This is a genomic window from Pseudomonas extremorientalis (genome assembly GCF_001870465.1).
GTDB lineage: Bacteria > Pseudomonadota > Gammaproteobacteria > Pseudomonadales > Pseudomonadaceae > Aquipseudomonas > Aquipseudomonas extremorientalis.
Map to the genome: position 1 here is coordinate 359039 of NZ_MDGK01000017.1, position 26244 is coordinate 385282.

Annotated in this window: 26 protein-coding genes; 7 read left to right on the forward strand and 19 right to left on the reverse strand. The window is 61.4% G+C overall.

Translation table 11 applies throughout. The features are described from left to right. The 12 genes from BFN10_RS09150 to arcD (BFN10_RS09205) all read right to left on the reverse strand — a co-directional run bounded on the left by BFN10_RS09150 (position 1) and on the right by arcD (BFN10_RS09205) (position 14315). The gene (locus tag BFN10_RS09150; RefSeq protein WP_071489399.1) at positions 1-489 is read right to left on the reverse strand and encodes an RDD family protein; all 489 of its coding nucleotides are present in this window, start codon (positions 487-489) and stop codon (positions 1-3) included. Between the two features lie 96 nt (positions 490-585). Beyond that, positions 586-801 (reverse strand): cold-shock protein, encoded by a 216-nt coding sequence (locus tag BFN10_RS09155; RefSeq protein ID WP_071489400.1) that lies wholly within the window; start codon positions 799-801, stop codon positions 586-588. Between the two features lie 392 nt (positions 802-1193). Beyond that, a complete protein-coding gene (gene gcvT / locus BFN10_RS09160; protein ID WP_071489401.1) occupies positions 1194-2318 on the reverse strand; it encodes a glycine cleavage system aminomethyltransferase GcvT in 1125 nt (374 codons plus the stop codon). Between the two features lie 39 nt (positions 2319-2357). Next, positions 2358-3734 (reverse strand): L-serine ammonia-lyase, encoded by a 1377-nt coding sequence (locus BFN10_RS09165; RefSeq protein WP_071489402.1) that lies wholly within the window; start codon positions 3732-3734, stop codon positions 2358-2360. A 160-nt stretch (positions 3735-3894) separates the two neighbouring features. Next, positions 3895-6735: an aminomethyl-transferring glycine dehydrogenase gene (gene gcvP, locus BFN10_RS09170; RefSeq protein WP_071489403.1), complete on the reverse strand. Its 2841-nt coding sequence runs from the start codon at positions 6733-6735 to the stop codon at positions 3895-3897. A 10-nt stretch (positions 6736-6745) separates the two neighbouring features. Next, entirely contained in the window at positions 6746-7129 is a 384-nt protein-coding gene (gene gcvH, locus BFN10_RS09175; RefSeq protein WP_010208126.1) for a glycine cleavage system protein GcvH, read from the reverse strand. 368 nt (positions 7130-7497) lie between these two features. After that, positions 7498-9009 (reverse strand): sigma-54-dependent transcriptional regulator, encoded by a 1512-nt coding sequence (locus tag BFN10_RS09180; protein ID WP_071489404.1) that lies wholly within the window; start codon positions 9007-9009, stop codon positions 7498-7500. A gap of 111 nt (positions 9010-9120) precedes the next feature. Next, positions 9121-9483 (reverse strand): DUF5064 family protein, encoded by a 363-nt coding sequence (locus BFN10_RS09185; RefSeq protein WP_058423256.1) that lies wholly within the window; start codon positions 9481-9483, stop codon positions 9121-9123. Positions 9484-9501: 18 nt separating this feature from the next. Continuing rightward, positions 9502-10431 (reverse strand): carbamate kinase, encoded by a 930-nt coding sequence (gene arcC, locus BFN10_RS09190; RefSeq protein WP_071489405.1) that lies wholly within the window; start codon positions 10429-10431, stop codon positions 9502-9504. Positions 10432-10587: 156 nt separating this feature from the next. Continuing rightward, positions 10588-11598, reverse strand: coding sequence for an ornithine carbamoyltransferase (locus BFN10_RS09195; protein WP_058423254.1), 1011 nt, complete (start codon positions 11596-11598; stop codon positions 10588-10590). Positions 11599-11610: 12 nt separating this feature from the next. Beyond that, the gene (gene arcA, locus BFN10_RS09200; protein WP_071489406.1) at positions 11611-12867 is read right to left on the reverse strand and encodes an arginine deiminase; all 1257 of its coding nucleotides are present in this window, start codon (positions 12865-12867) and stop codon (positions 11611-11613) included. 20 nt (positions 12868-12887) lie between these two features. Further along, positions 12888-14315, reverse strand: coding sequence for an arginine-ornithine antiporter (gene arcD, locus BFN10_RS09205; RefSeq protein ID WP_071489407.1), 1428 nt, complete (start codon positions 14313-14315; stop codon positions 12888-12890). Between the two features lie 436 nt (positions 14316-14751). Between arcD (BFN10_RS09205) and arcD (BFN10_RS09210) the strand changes: the two genes are divergently transcribed. After that, positions 14752-16179 (forward strand): arginine-ornithine antiporter, encoded by a 1428-nt coding sequence (gene arcD / locus BFN10_RS09210; RefSeq protein ID WP_071489408.1) that lies wholly within the window; start codon positions 14752-14754, stop codon positions 16177-16179. Further along, entirely contained in the window at positions 16176-17039 is an 864-nt protein-coding gene (locus BFN10_RS09215) for a DNA-3-methyladenine glycosylase family protein (protein WP_071489409.1), read from the forward strand. Before arcD (BFN10_RS09210) ends, BFN10_RS09215 begins: the two co-directional genes overlap by 4 nt. A gap of 115 nt (positions 17040-17154) precedes the next feature. Here BFN10_RS09215 and BFN10_RS09220 read toward each other — a convergent pair whose 3' ends face one another. From BFN10_RS09220 to BFN10_RS09230, 3 genes are all read right to left on the reverse strand, one after another. Next, entirely contained in the window at positions 17155-18504 is a 1350-nt protein-coding gene (locus BFN10_RS09220) for a CoA transferase (protein WP_071489410.1), read from the reverse strand. Positions 18505-18544: 40 nt separating this feature from the next. After that, positions 18545-19888, reverse strand: coding sequence for a sensor histidine kinase (locus tag BFN10_RS09225; protein ID WP_071489411.1), 1344 nt, complete (start codon positions 19886-19888; stop codon positions 18545-18547). Between the two features lie 68 nt (positions 19889-19956). Then, a complete protein-coding gene (locus tag BFN10_RS09230; RefSeq protein WP_071489412.1) occupies positions 19957-20421 on the reverse strand; it encodes an LTXXQ domain protein in 465 nt (154 codons plus the stop codon). Between the two features lie 356 nt (positions 20422-20777). Between BFN10_RS09230 and BFN10_RS09235 the strand changes: the two genes are divergently transcribed. Both BFN10_RS09235 and BFN10_RS09240 read left to right on the forward strand, forming a co-directional pair. Beyond that, complete coding sequence (locus BFN10_RS09235; protein ID WP_071489413.1) at positions 20778-21260, forward strand: ImmA/IrrE family metallo-endopeptidase; 483 nt, start codon at positions 20778-20780, stop codon at positions 21258-21260. Further along, the gene (locus BFN10_RS09240) at positions 21257-21673 is read left to right on the forward strand and encodes a hypothetical protein (protein WP_071489414.1); all 417 of its coding nucleotides are present in this window, start codon (positions 21257-21259) and stop codon (positions 21671-21673) included. The genes BFN10_RS09235 and BFN10_RS09240 overlap by 4 nt, the downstream gene beginning before the upstream one ends. 57 nt (positions 21674-21730) lie before the next feature. Here BFN10_RS09240 and BFN10_RS09245 read toward each other — a convergent pair whose 3' ends face one another. From BFN10_RS09245 to BFN10_RS09260, 4 genes are all read right to left on the reverse strand, one after another. Continuing rightward, positions 21731-22408: a response regulator transcription factor gene (locus tag BFN10_RS09245; RefSeq protein WP_071489415.1), complete on the reverse strand. Its 678-nt coding sequence runs from the start codon at positions 22406-22408 to the stop codon at positions 21731-21733. 7 nt (positions 22409-22415) lie between these two features. Beyond that, positions 22416-22823, reverse strand: coding sequence for an SH3 domain-containing protein (locus tag BFN10_RS09250; RefSeq protein ID WP_071489416.1), 408 nt, complete (start codon positions 22821-22823; stop codon positions 22416-22418). Between the two features lie 106 nt (positions 22824-22929). After that, positions 22930-23229, reverse strand: coding sequence for a YciI family protein (locus BFN10_RS09255; protein ID WP_071489417.1), 300 nt, complete (start codon positions 23227-23229; stop codon positions 22930-22932). A gap of 1 nt (position 23230) precedes the next feature. Next, positions 23231-23827: a septation protein A gene (locus tag BFN10_RS09260; RefSeq protein WP_071489418.1), complete on the reverse strand. Its 597-nt coding sequence runs from the start codon at positions 23825-23827 to the stop codon at positions 23231-23233. Positions 23828-23914: 87 nt separating this feature from the next. On the opposite strand from BFN10_RS09260, the gene BFN10_RS09265 reads away from it, so the two are divergent. The 3 genes from BFN10_RS09265 (at position 23915) to BFN10_RS09275 (ending at position 26240) form a co-directional block, all read left to right on the forward strand. Continuing rightward, on the forward strand, positions 23915-24778 hold the full coding sequence (locus tag BFN10_RS09265; RefSeq protein WP_071489419.1) for a PHP domain-containing protein: 864 nt from the start codon (positions 23915-23917) through the stop codon (positions 24776-24778). Between the two features lie 13 nt (positions 24779-24791). Continuing rightward, positions 24792-25421, forward strand: coding sequence for an L-threonylcarbamoyladenylate synthase (locus BFN10_RS09270; RefSeq protein WP_016975422.1), 630 nt, complete (start codon positions 24792-24794; stop codon positions 25419-25421). A 120-nt stretch (positions 25422-25541) separates the two neighbouring features. Beyond that, positions 25542-26240 carry a segregation and condensation protein A gene (locus BFN10_RS09275; protein ID WP_173668612.1) on the forward strand — a complete coding sequence of 233 codons (699 nt, stop codon included), beginning with the start codon at positions 25542-25544 and terminating at the stop codon, positions 26238-26240. The last annotated feature ends 4 nt before the right edge of the window (positions 26241-26244 follow it).

The window sequence follows — 26244 nt, forward strand, 5'->3', positions numbered from 1 at the left end:
CTACTTTTTCTGTTTGGGGATACGAACCAGCTGGCTGTCGGAATAGATGTCATGCCAGCTGCGTTTGCGTTTATCAAACAGCGACCAGATAAACCCCAGCCCTACGCACAACCACGACGCAATCGACACCACGAAGCGCAGCAACGCCTGCCACAGGCTGATCCGCGAGCCGTCAGCGTTCTGCACGCGTACGCCCCACACCTGCATGCCCAGGGTCTGGCCGGAATGAGTCCAGAACTTGGCGAAGAAGCCGAACAGCACAAATAAAAGGATCGTCGACAGCAACGGGTCGCCATCCAGCGCGCCGGATTCGGTGAGGGTGCGCATCCTGGCTTCACCAACAAACGCGATCCAGATCAGCTTGTAGATAAACGCGGTGACGATCAGCAGTGCGGTGCATAGCAGGAAATCATAGAACATCGCTGCCAGGCGACGGCCCAGGCCAACGGCGGGGAATTCGCCTTGCGGGCTCAGCAGGGGTTTCGACATGGCAGGGCTCTCTTATGAAAAAAAGCCATTTTACGAGCAAATGCACATAAAAAAGCCCCTGATGTCACCATCAGGGGCTTTTTGTCGCAGAAGAACTCAGTGGCTTTCTGCTTGTACTTCGTCAGCCTGCATGCCTTTCTGGCCTTGCACAGCAACGAATGTCACTTTCTGGCCTTCTTTCAGGCTCTTGAAGCCGTTGCCCTGAATAGCGCGGAAATGCACGAACAGATCCGGACCGCTTTCTGGAGTGATAAAACCAAACCCTTTCTCGTCGTTAAACCACTTGACGGTACCGCTCTGACGTTCAGCCATTTTCTTATTTCCTTGACGCTAAAAATTAATGACAGCCCCTTTCGCATGAAAGAGTACTGGGCTGGGTTGCAGGAAAGTAAGAGACGTCGAACGGGTTGTAGCGGACTTCTTCAGCTACTGCCCAGGTCCAGGTTCCAAGCGACCCATGCAAACACAGTGGGCAAACTCTACGCCAACTAATAGAGAAAAAACAAGCCCTGCCAAAAGCCCAGGTTTTGCTGGGGCTCATGACAATTTGTTGAACAGTGTGGAACTGACTTATTCGATAGAGTTGGTCACTTGTTATAGGTTGATCCCTCTATAAAAGACTATCGGAAGTGCACTGTTTTATGGCGGTTGCGTTACAGATTAGTGCACGTTAACGCAACCTCGTTACTTATAGAAACAGTCAATCAGCCACGATAGTAACGTTGTGGCACAAATGGCATTTTACTTACACGAAGTGGCACCTTTTTCCCACGCACCAGCGCGGAGACTTCGGTATCCAGTGCAATAAAAGCGCTGTCCAGGTAACCCATGGCGAGCGGGCCGCCGAGGGTCGGGCCGAAACCGCCGCTGCACACGCTGCCGATCACGGTGCCGTCTGCGTCGACAATTTCCGCGCCTTCACGCACGGGTGTGCGCTCCTGTGGCAGCAGGCCTACACGTTTGCGGCTCACGCCGGTTTGCTGCTGGGTGAAGATCTGGTCGGCGCCAGGGAAGCCACCGGCACGTGCACCGTCGGCACGGCGGGCCTTCGAGATAGCCCACAACAGGCTGGCCTCGATGGGGGTGGTGTCGGTGTTCATGTCGTGGCCGTAGAGGCACAAGCCGGCTTCCAGGCGCAACGAATCGCGGGCACCCAGGCCGATGGCCTGTACTTCGGTCTCGGCCAGCAGGCTGCGCGCCAGGCTTTCGGCATTGGCGGCAGGCACGGAGATTTCGAAGCCGTCTTCACCGGTGTAGCCCGAACGGCTGACATAGCAGTCCACGCCCAGCAGGCGCAGGGCGGCGAATTGCATGAAGGTCATCTTGGTGACTTCCGGTGCCAGGCGCGCCAGCACCTTGACCGCGGCCGGGCCCTGCAGCGCCAGCAACGCACGCTCTTCGAACAGCGGCTCGATGGTGCACCGGTCGCCGATGTGTTGGCGCAGGTGCGCGAGGTCCTGATCCTTGCAGGCGGCATTGACCACCAGGAACAGTTCGTCGTTACCCAGGTTCGCCACCATCAGGTCATCGAGAATGCCGCCCTGCTCATTGGTGAACATCGCGTAGCGCTGCATGCCTACCGGCAGGTCGATGATGTCGACCGGCACCAGGGTTTCCAGGGCCTTGGCAGCGTTGGCGCCGGTGAGGCGGATCTGGCCCATGTGGGACACGTCGAACAAACCGGCTTGATCACGGGTGTGCAGGTGTTCCTTCATCACGCCCAGCGGGTATTGCACCGGCATGTCGTAGCCGGCGAAGGGCACCATGCGTGCGCCCAGTTCGAGGTGCAGGGCGTGCAGAGGGGTTTTCAACAGGGTTTCGGTGGACATATTCAGCTCCTGAAAAACGTGCTGGCGCGCTGTTAGGCGTCAGCACTCGATAATGTTGACCGCCAAACCGCCACGGGCGGTTTCCTTGTATTTGCTTTTCATGTCGGCGCCGGTCTGGCGCATGGTGCGGATCACTTTATCGAGGGACACAAAGTGCTGCCCATCGCCGCGCAAGGCCATGCGCACTGCGTTGATCGCCTTGACCGAGCCCATGGCGTTACGCTCGATGCAGGGCACCTGCACCAGTCCGCCAATCGGGTCGCAGGTCAGGCCGAGGTTGTGTTCCATGCCGATTTCGGCGGCGTTTTCCACCTGGGACACGCTGCCGCCCAACACTTCACACAACGCACCGGCGGCCATGGAACAGGCCACGCCGACCTCGCCCTGGCAGCCGACCTCGGCGCCGGAGATCGAGGCGTTTTCCTTGTACAGAATGCCGATGGCGGCCGCCGTGAGCAGGAAGCGCACTACGCCATCCTCATTCGCGCCGGGAATGAAGCGCATGTAGTAATGCAGCACCGCCGGCACAATCCCGGCCGCACCATTGGTGGGCGCCGTGACCACGCGCCCGCCGTTGGCGTTTTCTTCGTTGACCGCCAGGGCGTAGAGGTTGACCCAATCGAGCACCGACAACGGATCGCGCAACGCCGACTCCGGGTTCTTGCACAACTGGCGATGCAGGGCCGCCGCGCGACGCTTGACCTTCAATCCACCGGGCAGAATCCCTTCGTTGCGGAAACCGGCGTCCACGCAGTCCTGCATCACCTGCCAGATCTTCAGCAGGCCGGCGCGGGTTTCCGCTTCCGGGCGCCAGGCGCTTTCATTGGTCAGCATCACCTGGCTGATGGACAGCCCATAGGTGGTGCAATGGCTCAGCAGGTCCTTGGCGTGCTTGAACGGGAAGGTCAGGGGGGTGGCGTCTTCGACAATCCGGTCGGCACCGGCGGCGTCTTCGTCCACCACAAAACCGCCGCCGACCGAGTAGTACTCGCGGCTGCGGATCTGGATATGGGCGGCGTCGAAGGCACGGAAAATCATGCCGTTGGGATGGTAGGCGAGGGGTTTGCGAATCATCGCCAGGTGTTCTTTCTCGTTGAACGCAATGCGGTGTTCACCGAGCAGGCTCAGGTGGCCGTCCTTGCGCATCTGCGCCAGGCGTGTTGCCACGGTTTCGGTATTCACGGTGTCCGGGTGTTCGCCTTCCAGGCCCAGCACTACGGCTTTGTCGCTGCCGTGGCCTTTGCCGGTGGCGCCCAGCGACCCATAGAGTTCCACCTTGACGCAGGTGGTGGCGCTCAGCAGGTTGTCACGCTTGAGACCCTCGACGAATCGAGCGGCCGCACGCATCGGGCCGACGGTGTGGGAGCTGGAGGGGCCAATGCCAATCTTGAACAGGTCGAACACGCTAAGGGACATGGTTGTTCTCCGGTTTCTTATTATTTTCTGAAAGTTGACTCGATCTAGTGTGGGAGGGGGCTTGCCCCCGATGACAGTGTGTCAGTCAGCTTATCTGTGGCTGATGCACCGCAATCGGGGGCAAGCCCCCTCCCACATTTGTACCCAATGCATCCTTTGGTTATGCGTAGCTCTCGATCGACGGGCACGCACACACCAGATTACGGTCACCAAACACGTTGTCGACACGCCCCACCGGCGGCCAGTACTTGCCTTCGATCAACGATGGCACTGGATACACCGCCTGTTCGCGGGTGTAGGGGTGGGTCCACTCACTTACCAGTTCAGCTGCGGTGTGGGGTGCGTTTTTCAGCGGGTTGTCGTCCTTGTCCAGCGTGCCGTTCTCCACTGCGCGGATTTCTTCGCGGATGGCGATCATGGCGTTGCAGAAACGGTCCAGTTCCTCCTTGGATTCGCTTTCGGTCGGCTCGATCATCAAGGTGCCGGCCACTGGGAACGACATGGTCGGCGCATGGAAGCCGAAGTCGATCAGGCGCTTGGCCACGTCATCCACGCTGATGCCGCTGCTGTCCTTCAGCGGGCGCAGATCCAGGATGCATTCGTGCGCCACCAGGCCGTTGCTGCCGGTGTACAGCACCGGGTAGTGCTCTTCCAGGCGACGGGAAATGTAGTTGGCATTCAGGATTGCCAATTGCGAAGCGCGCTTGAGGCCTGCGCCGCCCATCATGCTGATGTACATCCAGGTGATCGGCAGGATGCTCGCGCTGCCGAACGGCGCGGCGCACACCGCGCCTTCCTTGCGTTCCATGGCCGCGTGGCCGGGCAGGAACGGCGTGAGGTGCGACTTGACGCCAATCGGGCCGACGCCCGGGCCGCCACCGCCGTGGGGGATGCAGAAGGTCTTGTGCAGGTTCAGGTGGGACACGTCGCCGCCGAACTTGCCCGGGGCGCACAGGCCGACCATGGCGTTCATGTTGGCACCATCGATGTACACCTGGCCGCCGTTGTCGTGAATGATGCCGCAGATTTCGCGGATGCCTTCTTCGAACACGCCGTGGGTGGACGGGTAGGTGATCATCAAGGCCGCAAGGTGCTCGCGGTGCTCGATGGCCTTGGCGCGCAGGTCTTCGATGTCGACGTTGCCACGTGCGTCGCACGCGGTGACGACCACGCGCATGCCGGCCATGTTGGCGGTCGCCGGGTTGGTGCCGTGGGCCGATGACGGGATCAGGCAGATGTCGCGACGTTCCTCGCCACGGCTCTGGTGGTAGGCGCGAATGGCCAGGAGGCCGGCGTACTCACCCTGGGAACCGGCGTTCGGTTGCAGCGAGATCGCGTCGTAGCCGGTGGCCGCGCACAGCATGGCTTCCAGCTCGGACGTCAATTGCAGGTAGCCGGCGCTTTGTTCGGCTGGGGCGAATGGGTGCAGGGCACCGAATTCGGCCCAGGTCACCGGGATCATTTCGCTGGCGGCGTTGAGTTTCATGGTGCACGAGCCCAGCGGGATCATGGTGCGGTCCAGCGCCAGGTCCTTGTCGGCCAGTTTGCGCAGGTATCGCATCAGCTCGGTTTCCGAGTGATAGCGGTTGAACACCGGGTGGCTGAGCACAGGCGATTGGCGCAGCAGGGCGGCAGGTAGGGTGCTGTCTACGCTGGCGTTGAAGGCCGGCAGGGACTTGCCGTCGGCGAAGATCGACCACAGGGCTTCGATATCGGCCTGGGTGGTGGTTTCGTCAACCGAAATACCCAGGCGCTCGGCGTCCACCACGCGCAGGTTGATGCTTTGTGCGCGGGCCGTGTCGTGCAGGGCGGCGGTCTTGGCGCCAGTGTTCAGGGTAATGGTATCGAAGAAGTTGGCTTGTTCGACGGTCAGGCCCAGGGCGGTCAAGCCCTTGGCCAGGATCGCCGTCAGCTGGTGCACACGCCGGGCAATCTGGGTCAGGCCCTTGGGGCCGTGGTACACGGCGTACATGCTGGCGATGTTGGCCAGCAGCACCTGGGCGGTGCAGATGTTCGACGTGGCTTTCTCGCGACGGATATGTTGCTCGCGGGTCTGCATGGCCAGGCGCAGGGCCGGCTTGCCGAAACGGTCGACGGACACGCCGACCAGACGGCCCGGCATGTCGCGCTTGAACGCATCCTTGGTGGAGAAGTACGCCGCGTGCGGGCCACCAAAGCCCAGCGGCACGCCGAAGCGTTGCGCGCTGCCGATGGCCACGTCGGCGCCGAACTCACCCGGTGGGGTCAGCAGGGTCAGGGCCAGCAGGTCGGCGGCCACGGCCACCAGGGCATTGGCGGCGTGGAAGCGCTCGGTCAGTTCGCGGTAGTCGAACACGTCGCCGTTGCTGGCCGGGTATTGCAGCAGGGCGCCGAAGAATGGGCTGACGTCGGTCAGTTCACGCTCATCGCCGACGACCACGTCGATGCCCAGCGGTTCGGCGCGGGTGCGCAGCACGTCGAGGGTTTGCGGGTGGCTGTGGATCGAGGCGAAGAAGGCGTTGCTGCTCTTGTTCTTGCTCAGGCGCTTGCAGAAGGTCATGGCTTCGGCGGCGGCGGTGGCTTCGTCGAGCAGGGAGGCGTTGGCGATCGGCAGGCCGGTGAGGTCGCTGATCAGGGTCTGAAAGTTCAGCAGCGCTTCCAGGCGGCCTTGGGAAATTTCGGGCTGGTACGGGGTGTAGGCGGTGTACCAGGCCGGGTTTTCCAGGAGGTTGCGCAGGATCGGCGACGGCGTGTGGCAGTTGTAGTAGCCCTGGCCGATGTAGGTCTTGAACAGTTGGTTCTTGCTGGCGATGGCCTTGATCTTGGCCAGGGCCTCGGCTTCGCTGAGGCCGTCTTCCAGGCCGAGCACGCTGGTGCCCTTGATGCTTTCCGGGATCACGCTGGCGCTCAGGGCTTCCAGGGAGTCAAAGCCCAGGCTGGCGAGCATCTGCTGCTCGTCTTCGTGGCGCGGGCCGATATGGCGGGCGATGAATTCGTTGGCGGTGGTGAGATTAACGGTCATGGCGCGCTCCTCAAGCTTCAGCGTTGGCTTTGATCAGGCGATCGTACGCGTCCTGATCCAACAGTTTAGCGACTGCCCCGGCATCGGCCGGTTTAAAGCGGAAGAACCAACCTTCGCCCATCGGGTCTTCGTTGACCAGTTCCGGGCTGCCGTCAAGCTTGTCGTTCACTTCGAGGACTTCCCCGTCCAGCGGCATGTACACGCCGCTGGCGGCCTTGACCGATTCCACGGTGGACGCTTCGGCGCCCTTGTCGTAGGCCTGCAACTCCGGCAGTTGCACGAAAACCACATCACCCAGCGCGTTCTGCGCAAAAGCGGTGATACCCACGGTGACGCTGCCGTCGGCTTCGGCGCGCAGCCATTCGTGATCTTCAGTGAAACGCAACTCGCTCATGGAAACTCCTCAGGGCCAGATTCGTCTGGTGGACGGGATTGGAATAATGGGGAGTTGCTTAGCAATATCGCGGCCAACGTGATTAAACCGTTGTAAATCAATAGCTTGATAAAATCGGTTATGAGGATATGCATGTTGGCTGTAGCGATTTCGCTACAGTTGGGCCTGTGAAAAAAAGCCTATGTGGATCAAAGCCTTGCATGGCGCGTAAAAAACAGGGTTGTAGCGATATCGTTACGCTGTAGCGCTTTCAGTACAGCGGATGTCGTTCTCAGACCAAAATCTGTAATGCGGTCGACGTTTGGAATGCTGCCAATGTGGGAGGGGGCAAGCCCCCTCCCGCATTTAACCTCTAACGACCCAGCCAGTCAGGGCTTGCCGGTGGGAATGCCGTACTTGCGCAGACGATGGGCAATCGCCGTATGGGAAGTCTGCAAGCGGCTGGCCAGTTGGCGAGTCGAGGGGTAGCTGGTGTAGAGGGTTTCCAGCAGGTTGCGCTCGAAGTCTTCCACTGCCTGTTCCAGGCTGTCGATTTCGCCGTCGCTCTGGCGCGCCACCGAGGTGCCAGCGATGTCGAGGTCGCCGATGTCCACCAGGCTACTTTCGCAGATCGCTGCGGCGCGGAAGATCACGTTCTGCAACTGGCGTACGTTGCCCGGCCAGCGGTTGCCCAGCAGCGCCGGGTAAGTGCCGGGCGCCAGGCGGCAGACCGGGCGCTGGATCTGCGCACAGGCCTGCTGCATGAAATAGCGGGCCAGCAACAGGATGTCCTGGCCGCGTGCGCGCAGGGGCGGTACTTCGACGTTGAGCACGTTGAGGCGGTAGAACAGGTCTTCGCGGAAGGTGCCTTCGCTGACCATCTTCTCCAGGTCGCGGTGGGTGGCGCTGAGGATGCGCACATTGACCTTCACTTCACGGTCGCCACCGACACGCCGGAAGCTGCCGTCATTGAGAAAACGCAGCAGCTTGGCCTGCAAGTACGGCGACATCTCGCCGATCTCATCGAGGAACACCGTGCCCTGGTTGGCCAGTTCCATCAGCCCCGGCTTGCCACCGCGTTGCGCGCCGGTAAAGGCACCGGGCGCATAGCCGAACAGCTCACTCTCGGCGAGGTTTTCCGGCAGCGCCGCGCAGTTCAAGGCCAGGAACGGCGCACTGTGACGTGCACTGATGGCGTGACAGGCACGCGCCACCAATTCCTTACCGGTGCCGGTCTCACCCTGGATCAACAGCGGCGCATCCAACGCCGCTACGCGCTGCGCGCGCGCCTTTAGGGTGCGGATCACCGGCGACTCGCCAAGCAGCGCGTCAAAGCCCTCCGCATGATCATGGTGCAGCGCCGACAGTTGTTCACCGATGCGGTTGGGTTGGTAGAGGGTGAGCAGGGCGCCCGCGTCAGTGATCGGCGTGGCGTCCAGCAACAGGGTCTGACCGTTGACGCTGATCTCGCGCAGCGGCAAGCGAAAGCCCTGTTCCAGCAAGGTGTCCAGCAGCGTAGGGTCGTTGAACAGTTCGCTGATGCTTTCGCCGGCCGGTTCGCGGCCATACAGGGCGATCAGCGCCGGGTTCGCGAGCAGGATCTTGCCCGCGCTGTCCAGCGCCAGCACCGGGTCGGTCATGGCGGCCAGCAGGGCGTCGAGTTGCAGGTGACGGCGTTGGCCGGGGAGGATGTCCACCACGGTCACCGCCTGCACGCCGTGCACGCTGAACAGCGCGTCGCGCAGTTCTTCGAGCACATCGGCGCTGAGGGTCGGCGCGTCGATGTAGACGTTGGGCGGCACCATCTCCACCGCATCCAGGTTGAGATTGCGCCCACCGAGCAGGGCCAGGACTTCCTGGGTAATGCCGACGCGGTCGATGAAGCTGACGTGGATACGCATGGGGCGCTAACGATTCTGGGGAGCTGGAGGCGGCAAGTATGCCTTGCAGATGTTGGAGATCAAAATGTGGGAGGGGGCAAGCCGCCTCCCACCGTTGAAGCTGAGTGACCTTTATTCCAGGTGTTCGGGTTTGATCGGGTCCCCGGCCTTCACATCCAATTGATGCCGCACATCCTCGAACATCAGGTCGTACTGCTTGTGCATCGAGCCGTTCAATACCGCGACCTTCGGCATCCCATACTTCTGCGCGATGTTCATCGCATGCCGCGCAAAGTCGAACGCCTGGTCCTTGGGCAGGAAGAACTCTTCCTTGAGGTCCTTGCCCTGCACCGAGCCATGCAGCTTGAACAGCATGCCCTTGCCCTCCTTTGGGTCCTGGCTGACTTCGTAGTCGATGCACAGGTTGTAGCTGTAGTCCTGGGCATTCAGTGCGTGACGTTCAACGTGCAAGTGACCGGGTTCAAAGGTGGCCATAGGCGTCTCTCCTCTACTTCACAGATAGGTGATGCCAGGTGTTGCCGTGCTGATGCGGGTGCCGGCGCTGCCCTGGACGATGGCTTCGATGTCCGAGAGTGAACCGATGACGGCGGTTTTGCCAGTCTTGCGGGCGAACTCGCAGGCCGCTTGCACCTTGGGGCCCATGGAACCGGCGGCGAAGCCGAGCTTTTCCATTTCGTCGGGATGGGCCTGGCCGATGGCTTTCTGGGTCGGCTTGCCGTAGTCGATGAAGGCCGCGTTGACGTCGGTGGCGATCACCAGCAAATCGGCGTCCAGTTGCGAGGCCAGCAGCGAAGAACACAGGTCCTTGTCGATCACGGCCTCAATCCCGCGCAGCTTGCCGTCTTCGCCATACATCGTCGGGATGCCGCCGCCGCCAGCGCAGATCACGATAGCGCTTTTTTCCAGCAGCCACTTGATCGGGCGGATTTCAAAAATGCGTTTGGGCCGTGGGCTGGCAACAACGCGACGGTACTTGTCACCATCCGGCGCAATGGCCCAGCCTTTTTCGGCGGCGAGTTTCTCCGCTTCGGCCTTGGAATACACCGGGCCGATGGGCTTGGTCGGGTTCTTGAAGGCAGGGTCCTTGGCGTCCACTTCCACTTGGGTGAGCAGGGTGGCGAAGGGCACCTCGAAGTCCAGCAGGTTGCCCAGTTCCTGTTCGATGATGTAGCCGATCATGCCTTCGGTCTCGGCGCCGAGCACGTCCAGCGGGTACGGTGACACCTGGGTGTAGGCCGCCGCTTGCAACGACAGCAGACCGACCTGCGGGCCATTGCCGTGGGCGATCACCAGCTCGTTGCCGGCATGGATCTTGGCGATCTGTTCGGTGGCGATGCGGATATTGGAGCGCTGGTTGTCCGCGGTCATGGGTTCACCACGGCGCAGGAGGGCGTTGCCGCCCAGGGCTACGACGATGCGCATACAAAATGTCCTTCTGAAAGTTCTGATGAAGGAACGCGGTCAATGTGGGAGCTGGCTTGCCTGCGATAGCATCACTGCAGCCTTCTTGAAAGACCGAGGTGCCTGCATCGCGGGCAAGCCCGGCTCCCACGTTTGTCCTCATTGCCAACTAGAGGTTTAGATATCTGCGAGTGCCGACACCAGAATCGCCTTGATGGTATGCATGCGGTTTTCCGCCTGCTCGAACGCGATGTTGGCCGGCGACTCGAACACCTCTTCAGTCACCTCCACGCCATTGGCCAGGTTCGGGTACCGCGCGGCGATGTCCTTGCCCACCTTGGTTTCGCTGTTGTGAAACGCCGGCAGACAGTGCATGAATTTCACCCGTGGGTTGCCCGAGGCTTTCATCATCTTGGCGTTGACCTGGTACGGCAGCAGTTGCTCGATGCGCTCGTCCCACGCTTCCACCGGCTCGCCCATGGAGACCCAGATATCGGTGTGGATGAAGTCCACGCCTTTCACTGCTTCCTTCGGGTCTTCAGTGATGGTGATGCGTGCGCCGCTTTCTTCGGCAAACGCCTGGCATTGCTTGATGAAGTCCGCGTGCGGCCACAGCGCTTTCGGTGCGCCGATGCGCACGTCCATGCCCAGCTTGGCGCCGATCATCAACAGCGAATTGCCCATGTTGTAGCGCGCGTCACCGAGGTAGGCGTAGCTGATGTCATGCAGCGGCTTGTCGCTGTGTTCGCGCATGGTCAGGGTGTCGGCGATCATTTGGGTCGGGTGGAATTCGGCGGTGAGGCCGTTGAACACCGGCACGCCGGCGAACTTGGCCAGCTCTTCGACGATTTCCTGCTCGAAGCCACGGTACTCGATCGCATCAAACATGCGGCCGAGCACGCGGGCGGTGTCTTTCATGCTTTCCTTGTGGCCGATCTGCGACGACACCGGGTCGATGTAGGTGACGTGGGCGCCCTGGTCATGGGCCGCGACTTCGAACGCGCAGCGGGTGCGGGTCGAGGTTTTTTCGAAGATCAGCGCGATGTTCTTGCCCTGCAGGTGCGGACGCTCGGTGCCGGTGTATTTGGCGCGCTTGAGGTCGCGTGAAAGGTCCAGCAGGTAGTGCAGTTCGCGGGTGGTGTGGTGCATCAGCGACAGCAGGCTGCGGTTGCGCATATTGAAAGCCATGATGGAATCTCCTTAATAGTCGATAGGGTCGCGGATGATCGGGCAGGTCATGCAGTGGCCGCCGCCACGCCCGCGGCCGAGTTCACCGGCGCTGATGGTGATGACTTCCACGCCGGCCTTGCGCAGCAGGGTGTTGGTGTAGGTATTGCGGTCGTAACCGATCACCACGCCAGGCTCCACGGCCACCACGTTGTTACCGTCATCCCACTGTTCGCGCTCGGCGGCGAAGCTGTTGCCGCCGGTCTCGACCACGCGCAGTGCCTTGAGGTTGAGGGCTGCGGCCACGGTTTCGAGGAAGTTGGTTTTCTCGCGTTGGATGTCGATGCCGTGCGGCTTGCTCTCATCCGGGCGCAGGGTGAACGGCACGATCTGGTTGACCACTTCGGGGAAGACGGTCACCAGGTCGCGGTCGCAGAAGCTGAACACGGTGTCCAGGTGCATCGCCGCGCGGGATTTCGGCAGGCCGGCGACGATCACGCGCTCCACCGCCTTGTTCTTGAACAGGTTGCGCGCCAGTTGGCCGATGGCCTGGTGGGATGAGCGCTCGCCCATGCCGATCAGTACCACGCCGTTGCCGATCGGCATCACGTCGCCGCCTTCCAGGGTGGAGGCGCCGTGCTCCTGGTCGGGGTCGCCGTACCAGATCTGGAAGTCCGCGTTGGTGAACTCGGGGTGGAATTTATAGATGGCCGAGGCCAGCAGGGTTTCCTGGCGTCGCGCCGGCCAGTACATCGGGTTCAGCGTCACGCCGCCGTAGATCCAGCAGGTGGTATCGCGGGTGAACTGGGTGTTGGGCAGCGGCGGCAGGATGAAGCTCGAATGCCCGAGGAAGTCGCGGAACATCTCGATGGTCTTGCCGCCGAAGCTGCTCGGCAGGTCGTCGGCCGACACGCCGCCAATCAGGTACTCGCTGATTTTGCGCGGCTCCAGGCTGCGCAGCCAGGAGCCGACTTCATCGACCAGGCCGAGGCCAACCGTGTTGGCGGTGATCTTGCGCTCCAGAATCCAGTCCAATGCTTCGGGGATGGCGACGATGTCGGTGAGCAGGTTGTGCATTTCCAGCACATCAATATCCCGCTCGCGCATCTTGGTGACGAAGTCGAAGTGATCGCGCTTGGCCTGGGCCACCCACAGCACGTCATCGAACAGCAGTTCATCGCAGTTGTTGGGGGTCAGCCGCTGGTGGGCCAAACCTGGGGAGCACACCATGACTTTGCGCAGTTTGCCGGCTTCGGAATGTACGCCGTACTTCACTTTTTCCGTGGTCATTACAGATCCTCCAGTCAGAATTACAGAGTCAGGAAGCCGTCGTAGAGGCCATAGGCAGCCACCAAGGCGCCAATGACTACTGCGGCGAAAATCAGCTTCTCGACGTTGGTGAAAATCGGTTTGCCCAGTTCATGCTTGGCCTTGGCGAACAGGATCACGCCGGGGGCATACAGCAGGGCGGAAAGCAGCAGGTATTTGACGCCGCCGGCGTAGAGCAGCCAGACCGCATAGACCAGCGCGATAGCGCCGATGAACAGGTCTTTCTTGCGCTCGGCAATGGCGTTTTCGTAAGTCTCGCCGCGTACCGCCAGCAGCAACGCGTAGGCCGCCGACCACAGGTAGGGCACCAGGATCATCGAGGTGGCGAGGTAGATCAGCGACAGGTAGGTGCTGGCGGAAAACAGCGTGATCACCAGGAATATCTGCACCATGGCGTTGGTCAGCCACAGGGCGTTGGCCGGTACGTGGTTGGCGTTCTCCTTGCGCAGGAACTCCGGCATGGTGTGGTCCTTGGCGGCGGCGAACATGATCTCCGCACACAGCAGCACCCACGACAGCAGTGCCCCCAGCAGCGAGATGATCAAACCGACGCTGATCAGCACCGCGCCCCAGTGGCCTACCACATGCTCCAGCACGGCGGCCATCGACGGGTTCTGCAGCTTGGCCAGTTCCGGCTGGGTCATGATCCCCAGGGACAGCACGTTCACCAGCATCAGGAACAGCAGCACGGTGATAAAGCCGATCACGGTGGCCTTGCCCACGTCGGAGCGTTTTTCCGCACGGGACGAGAAGATGCTCGCGCCTTCGATGCCGATGAACACCCACACGGTGACCAGCATCATGTTGCGCACCTGGTTCATCACACTGCCCAGGTCGGGGTTTTTCACGCCCCAGATGTCGGCGGTGAAGATGTCCAGCTTGAATGCGAACAGCGCGATCAGCACGAACAGCACCAGCGGCACGACCTTGGCGACGGTGGTCACCAGGTTGATGAACGCCGCTTCCTTGATCCCGCGCAGCACCAGGAAATGCACGGCCCACAGCAGCACCGAGGCACCGATCACCGCAGCCGGCGTGTTGCCTTCGCCGAAAATGGGGAAGAAGTAACCCAGGGTGCTGAACAGCAACACGAAGTAACCCACGTTGCCCAGCCACGCACTGATCCAGTAACCCCAGGCGGACGAGAAACCCATGTAATCGCCGAAACCCGCCTTGGCGTAGGCGTACACGCCACCGTCGAGGTCGGGCTTGCGGTTGGCGAGGGTCTGGAACACAAAAGCGAGGGTCAACATGCCGATGGCGGTAATTACCCAACCAATCAATACCGCGCCGACATCGGCACTGGCAGCCATGTTTTGCGGCAGTGAAAAGATCCCGCCGCCAATCATCGAGCCCACGACAAGTGCAACCAGTGCGCCGAGTCGTAGTTTTCCGGGAGATTCAGACATCGCATAACTCCAATGCAGGAGAAGAGAGACCACAGAATAAATCCGTGCGCTAATCAAACAGCTGACTCAGATCACTTCATTGGCACATTCCATTGTGAATTAATGACTTAGGGTAGAAGTTCGTGGGCGATGCAAATCCTCGGGAAAGCTTGGCGCAGAGCCATCTATCCCTTTTTGATTAATCATTTGGCCAAGTCTATGGACGTTTGAAGCTAGTCCGTATTCCTGAATGTGCAAACTTTTTGAACGATGTTTTACGAAGTCTCAGCCCCGGGCGTATTTAAATTCTAAATACGCCTGAACGGGACGACCTGACATGCCATTGTGTTATGAGCTCGTCTGTTTTATCGCCTTCACTAATAACCGCTACACTCGCTGAGTTAATTAGCCGAGTGCACGGTTGTCAGCTCAAGTTGCTGTTCTTTCAGGAGTGTTCATGTCTCAACCGGCCCAGAAACTGCGTCTTGGTGCCCTGATTGCCTTGGTGGTGGGGTCGATGATCGGCGGCGGGATTTTTTCCTTGCCGCAAAACATGGCCGCACGCGCCGAGGTGGGGGCCGTGTTGATCGGCTGGGCGATCACCGCGGTCGGCATGCTGACCCTGGCCTTTGTGTTCCAGACCCTGGCCAATCGCAAGCCCGAACTGGATTCGGGCGTGTATGCCTACGCCAAGGCCGGGTTTGGTGACTACATGGGGTTCTCCTCGGCCTGGGGCTACTGGATCAGCGCGTGGATGGGCAACGTCGGTTACTTCGTGTTGCTATTCAGTACCCTCGGCTACTTTTTCCCGGTGTTCGGCCAGGGCAACACGCCGGTGGCCATCGGCTGCGCATCATTGTTGCTGTGGGCCGTGCATTTCCTGGTGCTGCGCGGGATCAAGGAGGCAGCGTTCATCAACCAGATCACCACGGTGGCGAAGATCGTGCCGTTGCTGATGTTTATCGTGATCGCCGCCGTAGCGTTCAAGGCGGATATCTTCACTCGCGATATCTGGGGCCTGGGCAACCCGAATATGGGCAACGTGGTGGACCAGGTGCGCAACATGATGCTGGTCACCGTGTTTGTGTTTATCGGCATCGAGGGCGCCAGTGTGTACTCGGCGCGGGCCGAGAAACGCTCGGACGTGGGCCGCGCCACGGTGATCGGTTTTCTGGGCGTGCTGGCCCTGCTGGTGCTGGTGAATGTGTTGTCCCTGGGCATCATGAGCCAGCCGGAACTCGCGCAATTGCAAAACCCGTCCCTGGCCGGTGTGCTGGAGCATATCGTCGGCCCCTGGGGTGCGATGGCGATCAGCATCGGCCTGGCGGTGTCACTGCTCGGCGCCTTGTTGTCCTGGGCGCTGCTCTGTGCGGAAATCCTCTACGCCACGGCCCATGACAAGACCATGCCGGCGTTCCTGAAAAAGGAAAACGCCAACCAGGTGCCAGTCAACGCGCTGTGGCTGACCAATGTGATGATCCAGGTGTTCCTGGTGATCACGCTGTTTTCCCACAGCACCTACACCACCCTGATTTACCTGGCCTCGTCGATGATCCTGGTGCCCTACCTGTGGTCGGCGGCGTATGCCGTGTTATTGAGCGGGCGCGGCGAAACCTACGAAGATGCCCACGGCCAGCGCTTGAAGGACTTGCTGGTGGGCCTGATTGCACTCGGCTACGCCGTGTGGCTGCTCTACGCCGGGGGCTTGAAGTACCTGCTGCTGTCGGCGCTGTTGTATGCGCCGGGGGTGATCCTGTTTGCCCTCGCCAAGCGTGAGCAGCGCCAGCCCTTGTTTACCCACATGGAAAAAGGCATTTTCAGCTGTGTGATCACCGGCGCAGGGCTGGCGGCGTATGGGCTGTACAGTGGGGTATTGTCGTTGTGAGGCTGACGTATCAGCCGCCTTATGATTGGGCGGCGATGGTGGGTTTTCTGGCGGCGCGGGCGATTACGGGTATGGAGACCGTAGAGGCCGGCGTTTACCGGCGCAGCATCAGCGTGGGTGGCCGGCATGGCTGGCTCAGCGTCGCGCCGGGCGCGGGTGACTGGTTGGACGTTGCGGTGGATTTTCCGGAGGCGGCGGCGCTGCCCGAGATCGAGCGGCGCGTGCGCAACATGTTTGATCTGGATGCCGAGCCCCAACGGATCAACCCGCAATTGGCCACGGACCCCTTGATGGCGCAGTTGGTCGCGGCCCGTCCCGGCCTGCGTGTGCCGGGCACCTGGGACGGTCTGGAGTTGGCGATTCGTGCAGTGCTGGGCCAGCAGATTACGGTGGTGGCGGCGATTCGCTTGGCGGGCAAGTTGGTGGCGCAGTATGGCCAACTGCTTGAGACGCCGTACGCCGGTATCACCCATGTGTTCCCCGCGCCCGAGGTGCTGGCGGCGGCGGACCTGGCCACCTTGGGCATGCCGAAGGCGCGTGGGCGGACCTTGTCCGGTGTCGCGCAGGCGCTCCTGGATGACCCTGAGGTGTTCGAACCCAAGGCCAGCCTCAAGGAAGGTGTGGCGCGCTTGGTGGCGTTGCCGGGGATTGGCGACTGGACCGCGCAGTACATCACCATGCGCCAGATGCGTGAGGCGGATGCATTTGCGTCGGGGGATATCGGGTTGGTCAATGCGCTGGCGGCGCTGGAAGGAGGGCCGGTGTCGGCGCGACAGTTGCTGGCGCGGGCCGAGGCGTGGCGGCCGTTGCGGGCGTATGCAGCGCAGCATCTCTGGACGTTGTTGCAGCGCTCAGATTGATGGTGCCTGTACTGGCCTCATCGCAGGCAAGCCAGCTCCCACACCTGACCGAGTACATCCTTTGGAATGTGGTCAAAATGTGGGAGGGGGCTTGCCCCCGATGGCGATAGTCGAGTCACCACTGCGCTCGGTGTGAACCCAGTTCCCCAGCCGGCAGATCCCACTGCAACGGCGTGCCGCTGATAGTCACCGGCGGCAACAATCGATGCGCCTGGCCCCAGGCCGTCTGTTCCACTACCAGGCCTTGATCGCTCGGTTGCTCGGCCCGCAACGCCGGCTGCTCCGGCACTTGTCCGGCGTCCACCAGCAACTTCGCCGTACGCGCCAGCGACAACAGCGCCGACCCACCACGGCCGGATTTCAATCGCTCACTGAGTGCCTGAATCGCACTGGCCGCCATCAAATACCCGGTGGCGTGATCCAGCGCCTGCAATGGCAGCGGCACCGGTTTGTCCGCTTGTTTCCAGGCCATGCCCGCGGCGGCAATCCCGCTGCTCATCTGCACCAGGCTGTCGAAACCCCGGCGATTGCGCCACGGGCCGCTCCAGCCGTAGGCGTTGAGGCTCACGTCGATCAGGCCGGGGGCGAGGGTTTGCAAGTCACTGGCGCTGTAGCCCAGTTGTTCCAGGGCGTCGGCACGGTAACCGTGGAACACAATGTCGGCGTCTGTGAGCAGGCGTTCGAAAACCTCGCGGTCTTGGGCGCTTTTCAAGTCCAGGCGGGCGCAGCGTTTGCCCAGGGTCATTTCGGGCACCACGCCGGGTTCGTTCCAGGTCGGCGAGTCGATACGCAATACATCCGCACCCAACCCTGCGAGGAAGCGGCTGGCCACCGGGCCGGCCAGCACGCGGGTCAGGTCCAGCACCTTGAGGCCCGCCAGCGGCCGCGCCACCGAGCCGAGCCAGGGCTTTTTGACGGAGGTTGCAAAGGTCTGGCGCTGCACCAGGGCTTCGGCATTGACGGCCAGGCCCTGAGGGTGGGTTTGCCAGGCTTGCCAGGTACGCATCTGCGCGGCACAACCGCCTTCATCGACAATCGCCTGTTCCAGTTCGGCGGTATTCCAAGTGGCAACTTTGTTGGCCATCGCGATGCGATCAGCCACCTTGCCCAGTACCCGTTCGGCGGCGGCGCGGTGGTGGGGGGCGTTGGTGTGCAGGCGAATCCAGCCATCGGCGCTGGCGTAGTCACCGGCCACCGGGTCCCACAGCGGCGGGGTCTCCCAGCCTACCGGACGAATCGAAGACGAGAACCAGAAGGACGCGAGTCGCCGGTCTACGCTGACGCCGGGAAGGCGCCCGGTCTGTTGCTGGATCAACTGGGCCACGGCCTGGCCGGCCGCACCGATACTGGCAACGGCCAGGTCCGTGACGGCAAAGGCCGAGGGCAGGGCGCCGGCTTCGGTGCTGGTCAGCGGCGTGCGTGGTAGATCGAGTGCGGCTTGGATGGGAGTCAACAGGTCAGTCATCAATGGCCCTCCTTGAGAGAAGGGCCACTATAGAAGATCATCAGGCCGGTGTGGCAATCCCGGGTTCCAGCGGCAGGTCGATACTGGCGATAAAACCGCCTTGGGCGTGATTGGCCAGGAACAGGCTGCCACCATGGCGCTCGGCGGCGCGACGGGCAATCGCCAGGCCCAGGCCGTGACCTTGTGCGGTCTGGCCTGGGGCGCGGTAGAACGGTTCGCCCAATTGGCTCAGGTGTTCGGCGTCAACGCCGGGGCCGTGGTCGCGCACGCTGATCACAATATGCTCGCCGTGAAGGTGGGCGTGCAGCTCGATCGGCTGGCCCGGCGGGTTGAAGCGCTGGGCGTTGCGCAGCAGGTTGTCCACTGCCCGTTCGATCATGGTCGGCCACCCCTTGAGGTGCAGTTCGGGATCGGTGGTGAGCTGCACCACCTGGTCGGGCGCGCTGAGTTGGGCGTCCTTTTGCAGGGTCTTGAGCAACGGGTTGAGGTCGATCTCTTCGGCGCTGGCGTTATCGGCATCGACGCGGGCCAGCACCAGGATCTCGCTGATCAGTGCCTCCAGGCGATCACATTCGCGGGTCAGGCGAGGCCAGAGTTTTTCCCGTTCTTCGGGGCTGGCGCGTTCGGCCAGGGCCAGGGCGATGCGCAGGCGGGCCAGCGGCGAACGCAGTTCATGGGACACGTCGCGCAGCAACTGGCGCTGGCTGCCGATCAGGCTTTGCAGGCGCGCGCCCATGCGGTTGAAGTCGGTGGCCAGCACGCCGAATTCATCGCGTCGGTTGGCCAGCTGCGCCAGGCTGTTTTGCTGGTAGGTGGCTTGCCCCAGGTCATGCACGGCGCCGCGCAGTCGGCTCAAGGGGCGCGTGATGGACAGCGTCACGAACAGGCTGAACAGGGTCAGCACCACCAAGGCGATGACCAATGCGCTCAACGGCCATGTCAGGCTGCTGCGATGCCATTCGTCCAGTTCCGGGTGCGGGATGCGGTAGATCAACAGGTAAGTGTCGCCGGTCTTCTCACTGGTGTATTCAGCGGTCAGGCGGCGCCAGGGCAGGTGGCTGTCCTTGCTATCGTTCTGGCGGGCTTCAAAGGCGGCGGCGCGGCGGGGAAAGGTGCCGCGCACCACCGGCTCGCCGCTTTCGTTGAGCACCTGCACGTCGATGTGGTACTGGCGTTTGCGCTGTTGCAGCAAATCCTGAGCAGCGTCCTCACCCTGGGTTTCGTAGAGTTGGGTCCACTCTTCGGCCAGGTTGTTGAGGCCTGGGTGACGGCTGAGAATCCAGGCATCTTGATTGAGCATATGCCCAAGCAGGATCGACAACCCGGCAACCAAGGCGATGGCCAGCCAGAAACTGGCCAGGATGCGCCAGAACAATGAACGCACAGGAAACCCTCAAGCAGGAAAAGCCCAGTGGCGGGGGCCACTGGGCTGGGAGCGTTAACGCGGGGGCATTATTGCGCTTTTTGCGGCTGTTGCGCTTTCCAGGCCTGGAATTCCTTCCATTCGGCGCGGCGCTGTTCCTGCTGCTTGATGATCTCGTCGAATTTCTTCTGCTGGTCAGGCTTGAGTACGGCGCGGATATCCGCCTGGGTTTTCTGCTTGCCGGCGGCGATTTCGTCCTGCATGGCCTTCTGGTCAGCAGCCGGGAGCTTGTCCAGGTACTTCCTGGTCAGGTCCTTGCGAGCGTGCCACTGGTCGCCCATCAATTTGCGGATCTGCTCGCGCTGTTCCTTGCTCAGGTCCAGTTGGCTGAAGGGCCCGCCTTTGCCACGCGGACCGTGTTCGCCGCCGTGACCCGGGCCACCCATCATATGGCCTTCAGGGCCGCCCATCGGGCCTGGGCCTTCGGGCATTGCCGCCATGGCAACGGTCGGCAGGGCGGCGGCGAACATCAAAGCGATAAGGGTCTTGCGCATGGTGATTCTCCTGTCTCTATTCCGGTGAGTCCGGATGTGAGTAGATTAAGGCGATCAAGGTCAGCGGCGGTCAGGTGTGGGTAAAGCTTGGGTAAAGAGGGTTTTGGGCTGAGTTGACAAAACTGCCGATAGCTATAGGAAAAGAGGGGCTCACTCAATTGCTACAGCATGCCTTAAGGGAGTTGGCGTGTGGTCGCGATGACTGTATAAATGAACAGTTTTTTCGATGGGGTCCTGAATGCTAAATATTTTTAACCTGTCAACTACAATTTGACGGGGTCTATCGACTTGTTCAGACTTCGATCTCATTTCTGACCCCGTCAAACTACCGTTCCAGCCATCTTTAAGGAGGCCGCATGGAGTACCGAACTGCAGACGACGTCCTGCGTGCCCATTGGAATGGTCGGTTGCCGGTGAACCCGATAGCCATTGCCGAGGCAATGGCTATCGAGGTGAAGGCGCTTGCACCTTTTGAACCGGATACCTGGCGACCGAATGAAAGCGGCCATTACTCCTTCCGGGACGGCGCTCCGCTGATTACTTACAACTTCATGGATGCGCCGGTAAGGCAGCGTTTCACCATTGCGCACGAGATTGGTCACCATGTGCACGGAGACCTGGACGCACCTCGAGATACTTCCGAGCAGTTCAGTGCCAAGTCCAGGGACCCGAAAGAGATCGCAGCCAATCGATTTGCCGCTGCTCTGTTGATGCCTGCCGCGCTGGTGAAACATATGGTGCTTGAGCAGCGCGTCACAGACATCGTAAAGCTGGCCAATGCTTTTGGTGTGTCGACGGCAGCAATGGAATTCAGGCTGAAGGCGATTGGGCTTTTATGATGGACACCAGCGACGACCTGGCGGGAGGGGAGGCTGATAATCCTGGCCTGATCAGCGACTATCTGCGCAGAGAGTCCTGGCGCTTCAGGTGGGAGAAGCGACTGACGACCGTCACCGTGGTATTGATCTTGTTGTTTTACGTAGCGCTGTTGGGCTTTGTCTTTTTGGGGAACATTCGCGTCTCGGTAGGCGCCTGGTATTTTTTCAGCGCCGTGCGTCCGCACAGTACGGGTGATATTCCGATCATCGTGGCCCTCTCAACCGTCCCGACCCTGCTGTTGATCGCGCTGCTACGGTATTTCCACCACCGGCCCAAATCTGATCCAGATGATTTGCAGGCACCACTGCCCATCAGTGTCGAAGCGGCGAAAGCGATCATCAAGGCGACGACCGACGCGATGAAAACCCCTTGAACAACAAGCCCAGCCTGCCAGCTGGGCTTTTTGCATCAGCACGGAACCCGCGTGTTTTTACAGGCTGTAGTAGTAACCCCGACTGCGCAACGCCACGATGCGTGGCCGTCCGTCCGGGTGCGGGCCGATTTTTTTGCGCAGGTTGCTCACGTGCATGTCCAGGCTGCGATCGTAAAGGGTCAACTTGCGACCCAGGGCGATCTGCGCCAGTTCCTGTTTGTCCAGCGGCTCGCCGGGCTGGCGCAGCAAGGCTTCCAGCAGGCGGCTTTCGGAGACGGTGAGGGAAAATTCCTGTTCATCGATGCTGACCACGCCGCGCACCGGGCTGAAACACAGGTCGCCCAATTCGAGCTGGGTGGACACGGCGGCCGGGTGGCTGCGGCGCAGCACGGCGCGCAGCCGGGCGGTAAGCTCGCGTGGGTCGCAGGGCTTGGCCAGGTAATCGTCGGCGCCCAGTTCCAGGCCGAGGATGCGGTCCAGCGGTTCGCCGCGTGCCGAGAGCATCAGCACCGGCAGCTCCGGGTGGTCGTTGCGCAATTGCTTGAGCAGTTCCAGGCCGCTGCCGTCGGGCAGCATCACGTCGAGTACCACCGCGGCCGGGGCGCTGTCAGCCAAGGCTTTGCGGGCGCTCAAGCCGTCATGGCAGGCACGCACCTGGAAGCCTTCCTGGCTCAACCAACTGGTCAGCAGCTCGCAGAGCTCCTGGTCATCATCTATCAGTAACAGCTCGCTCATGACTCACTCAATTTAGCCATTGTCGACGGCGACGGTGCCCACCGCTGGCGAAGATCCCGCACAGCAAGGCGATCAGCGCGACGGCCCCACCGGTGACGAACCATTGTTGCTGCTCGGTCAGCCATCGGGTCAAGGCGCCGCCCTGTGTTTCTTTGAGTTGCTGGGCCAGGCGTTGGTTCTCTTGGCGAAGGCGACTCAGTTGGGCGCTTTCGCGGGTAGCCTCTACGTTTTGCAGTTGCTTGCTCAATTCTTCACGCTGGTGTTCGCTTTCTTTCAACCGCTGCTGCAACTCGGTGATCTGGGCGCCGGCACTCAAGGACAGAGGCGTGGAACTGCCGGTGTTCGAGGTTTCTTCAGCGTGGGCCGTAGCCCCGATCATTACCACTGCCAACAGACACAACTGACGTAAGCGCATCGGAACTCCTGATTCCACACGAATATTCAGAATGTTGTCGGCAGGTTACCGAGAATAATGAGCAATTAGGAGCGCGCCGAACCGATTAGGTTCGGCGTGGCCGTTATCAAGGCAGGACTTGCTTGAACGGCTTGATCACGACGTCGGCGTAAACGCCGGCAGCTACATAAGGATCAGCCTTGGCCCAGGCCTGGGCATCGGCCAGGGAGGCAAACTCGGCGACGATCAGGCTACCGGTGAAACCGGCGTCGCCTGGGTCGTTGCTGTCTACAGCAGGGTGTGGACCCGCCAGCACGATACGGCCTTCGGCCTGCAGCTGCTTGAGGCGTTCGACATGGGCCGGGCGCACGCTCAGGCGTTTTTCCAGCGAGTCGGCAACGTCGGTGGCAATGATGGCGTAGAGCATGTCAATCCTCGGTTTTCGGGGTGGTAGGGGCGACGTCATGCAGGTGGCGCGACAGGTAGATACCCTGGCCGACCAGGAACAGCACGGTCATGGCCAGGCTGCCGAAGACCTTGAAGTCGACCCAGTAGTCCTGGAAGGTAAAGGCCACGAACAGGTTGGCGGCGCCGCAGAACAGGAAAAACACGATCCACGCAACGTTCAAGCGTGTCCACACCGGATCCGGCAGGGTCAGCGCGTGTCCCATGATCCGCTTGATCAACAGGCGGTCACCGATGAAGTGGCTGCCGATAAAGACCAGGGCGAACAGCCAGTTCACCACCGGTGCTTTCCATTTGAGGAAGGTTTCGCTGTGGAACGCCAGGGTCAGGCCGCCGAATACCAGGCATGCGACCAGGGTGAGCCATTGGCTTTTTTCCAGCTTGCGCTGGGAGATGAAAATGGCGCCGTAGACGACGATAGAGCTGATGATCAGTACGGCGGTGGCGCTGTAGATGCCCCCGAACGAGAACGCATGACCGGCGATTTCGATGACCCTGGGGTCGAGCTTGGTAACGATGAAAAACAGCAACAGCGGGATGAAGTCGATGAATTGTTTCACAGTAAGAGCCAGAAGCTGGATGTGGCGGCATAATAACAAACATCCTTGGTAGCGAAAGCGCCAGCTGACTTGAGGTTACAGATCCCCGTGAATGTTGATTTGCACTGCCACAGCACGGCCTCCGACGGTGCCCTGGCGCCCGCGGTACTGGTTGCGCGTGCGTTTGAAAAAGGCGTGCGAGTCCTGGCGTTGACCGACCACGACACCCTCGAAGGCCTCGACGAAGCCCGGGAAGCCGCGCATGCCTTGGGCATGCAGTTGGTCAACGGTGTGGAATTGTCCTGCACCTGGGGCGGCGCCACCATTCATGTGCTCGGCTACGGTTTTGATCAAAAAGCCCCGCCTTTGGTTGAAGCCATCGCCCAACTGCACGATGGTCGCTGGCTGCGGTCCGAAGAAATAAGCCGCAAACTCGGCCTCAAAGGTATGTCCGGTGCCCTGGACGGCGCCCGCGCCATCCAGCAGGAACTGGGTGACAGCGGTAACGCACCGGCCCGGCCGCACTTTGCCGACTGGATGGTACGTGAAGGTTTTGTAAAGGACCGCGCCGAAGCGTTCCGCAAATGGCTGGGCGCCGGCAAGTTGGGGGATGTGAAGCAACACTGGCCGACCCTGGAAGACACCGTCGAGACCCTGCGGGCCTCCGGGGCCTGGGTCAGCCTGGCCCATCCCTGGCACTACGATTTCACCCGCAGCAAGCGCCGCAAGCTGATTGCCGACTATATTGGAGCGGGCGGCCACGCAATCGAAGTGGTCAACGGGCATCAACCCGCCGAACAGGTCGGCAGCCTGGCGATTCTTGCCCGCGAATTTGGTCTGCTGGTCAGCGCCGGCAGTGATTTTCATGGCCCAGGCGGCTGGTCCGAGATCGGCGAGTATCGCCCCGTCCCGGAAGATTTGCCGCTCTTGTGGGGGCGATTCAAGCATGACCCCATTATTGCCACCGTCTGAACAGGTAGAACACGTGAGTCAATTCTTCCAGATTCATCCGGAAAACCCCCAGGCGCGCCTGATCAAACAGGCCGTCGAGATCATCCGCGCCGGCGGCGTGGTGATCTACCCCACCGACTCGTCCTACGCCATCGGTTGCCAGATCGGCGACAAGGGTGCGGTCGAGCGGGTAAGACGCCTGCGTCAGTTGGACGACAAGCACAACTTCGCGCTGATCTGCAGCGACCTGTCCCAGTTGGGGCTGTTTGCCAAGGTCGACACCGGCACCTTTCGCCTGCTCAAGGCGCACACGCCGGGGCCCTACACCTTTATTCTCAACGCTACCCGCGAAGTGCCGCGCCTGCTGCTGCACCCCAAGAAACGCACCATCGGCCTGCGGGTGCCAGAGCACCCCATTGCCCTGGCGCTCCTCGAAGAGCTGGGTGAGCCGTTGATGAGCGTGTCGTTGATCATGCCGGGTGAAGACGAGCCGCTGTACGATCCTTACGAAATGCGCCGGCTGTTGGAAAAGCACGTCGACCTGATCATCGACGGCGGCTACGGCGGCAACAAGGCCTCCACCGTGATCAACCTGGCCGACGGCGAACCCGAAGTGATCCGCGTGGGTTGCGGCGATCCGGCTCCGTTCATGGTCGAGGCCTGAATGTCGGCCGTGGAAACCGTCGACAGCCAGGCGGGGGCCCAGCAGGAACTGCCGTTTGCCATGGTGTATGGCCAGGCGGTCATGGAAATGCCCCTGGACCTGTACATTCCGCCGGACGCGCTGGAAGTCTTCCTTGAGGCGTTCGAAGGCCCGCTGGACTTGCTGCTGTACCTGATCCGCAAGCAGAACATCAACATCCTCGACATCCCGGTGGCAGAGATCACCCGCCAGTACATGGGCTATGTGGAGTTGATGCAGTCGGTGCGCCTGGAGCTGGCCGCCGAGTACCTGGTGATGGCTGCCATGCTCGCCGAGATCAAGTCACGCATGCTGTTGCCGCGTTCGGAGACGGTGGAAGCCGAAGAAGACGACCCACGCGCGGAACTGATCCGCCGCCTGCAGGAGTACGAACGCTTCAAGGCCGCCGCCGAAGGCATCGATGGCTTGAGCCGGGTGGGCCGCGACGTGGTGGTGCCCAAGCTGGATGCCCCCGAGGCCCGTGCGCGCAAACTGTTGCCGGACGTGACCCTGGAAGAATTGCTGATGTCCATGGCCGAGGTGCTGCGCCGTGGCGATATGTTTGAAAGTCACCAGGTCAGCCGCGAGGCGCTGTCCACCCGCGAGCGCATGAGCGACGTACTGGAGCGCCTCAAGGGCGGCGGTTTTGTGCCGTTTGTCGAGCTGTTCACCGCCGAAGAAGGGCGCCTGGGAGTGGTGGTGACGTTTATGGCGATCCTCGAACTGGTCAAGGAGTCCTTGGTCGAGCTGGTCCAGAATGAGCCTTTTGCGGCTATCCACGTGCGGGCGCGAGCCGAATAACGAG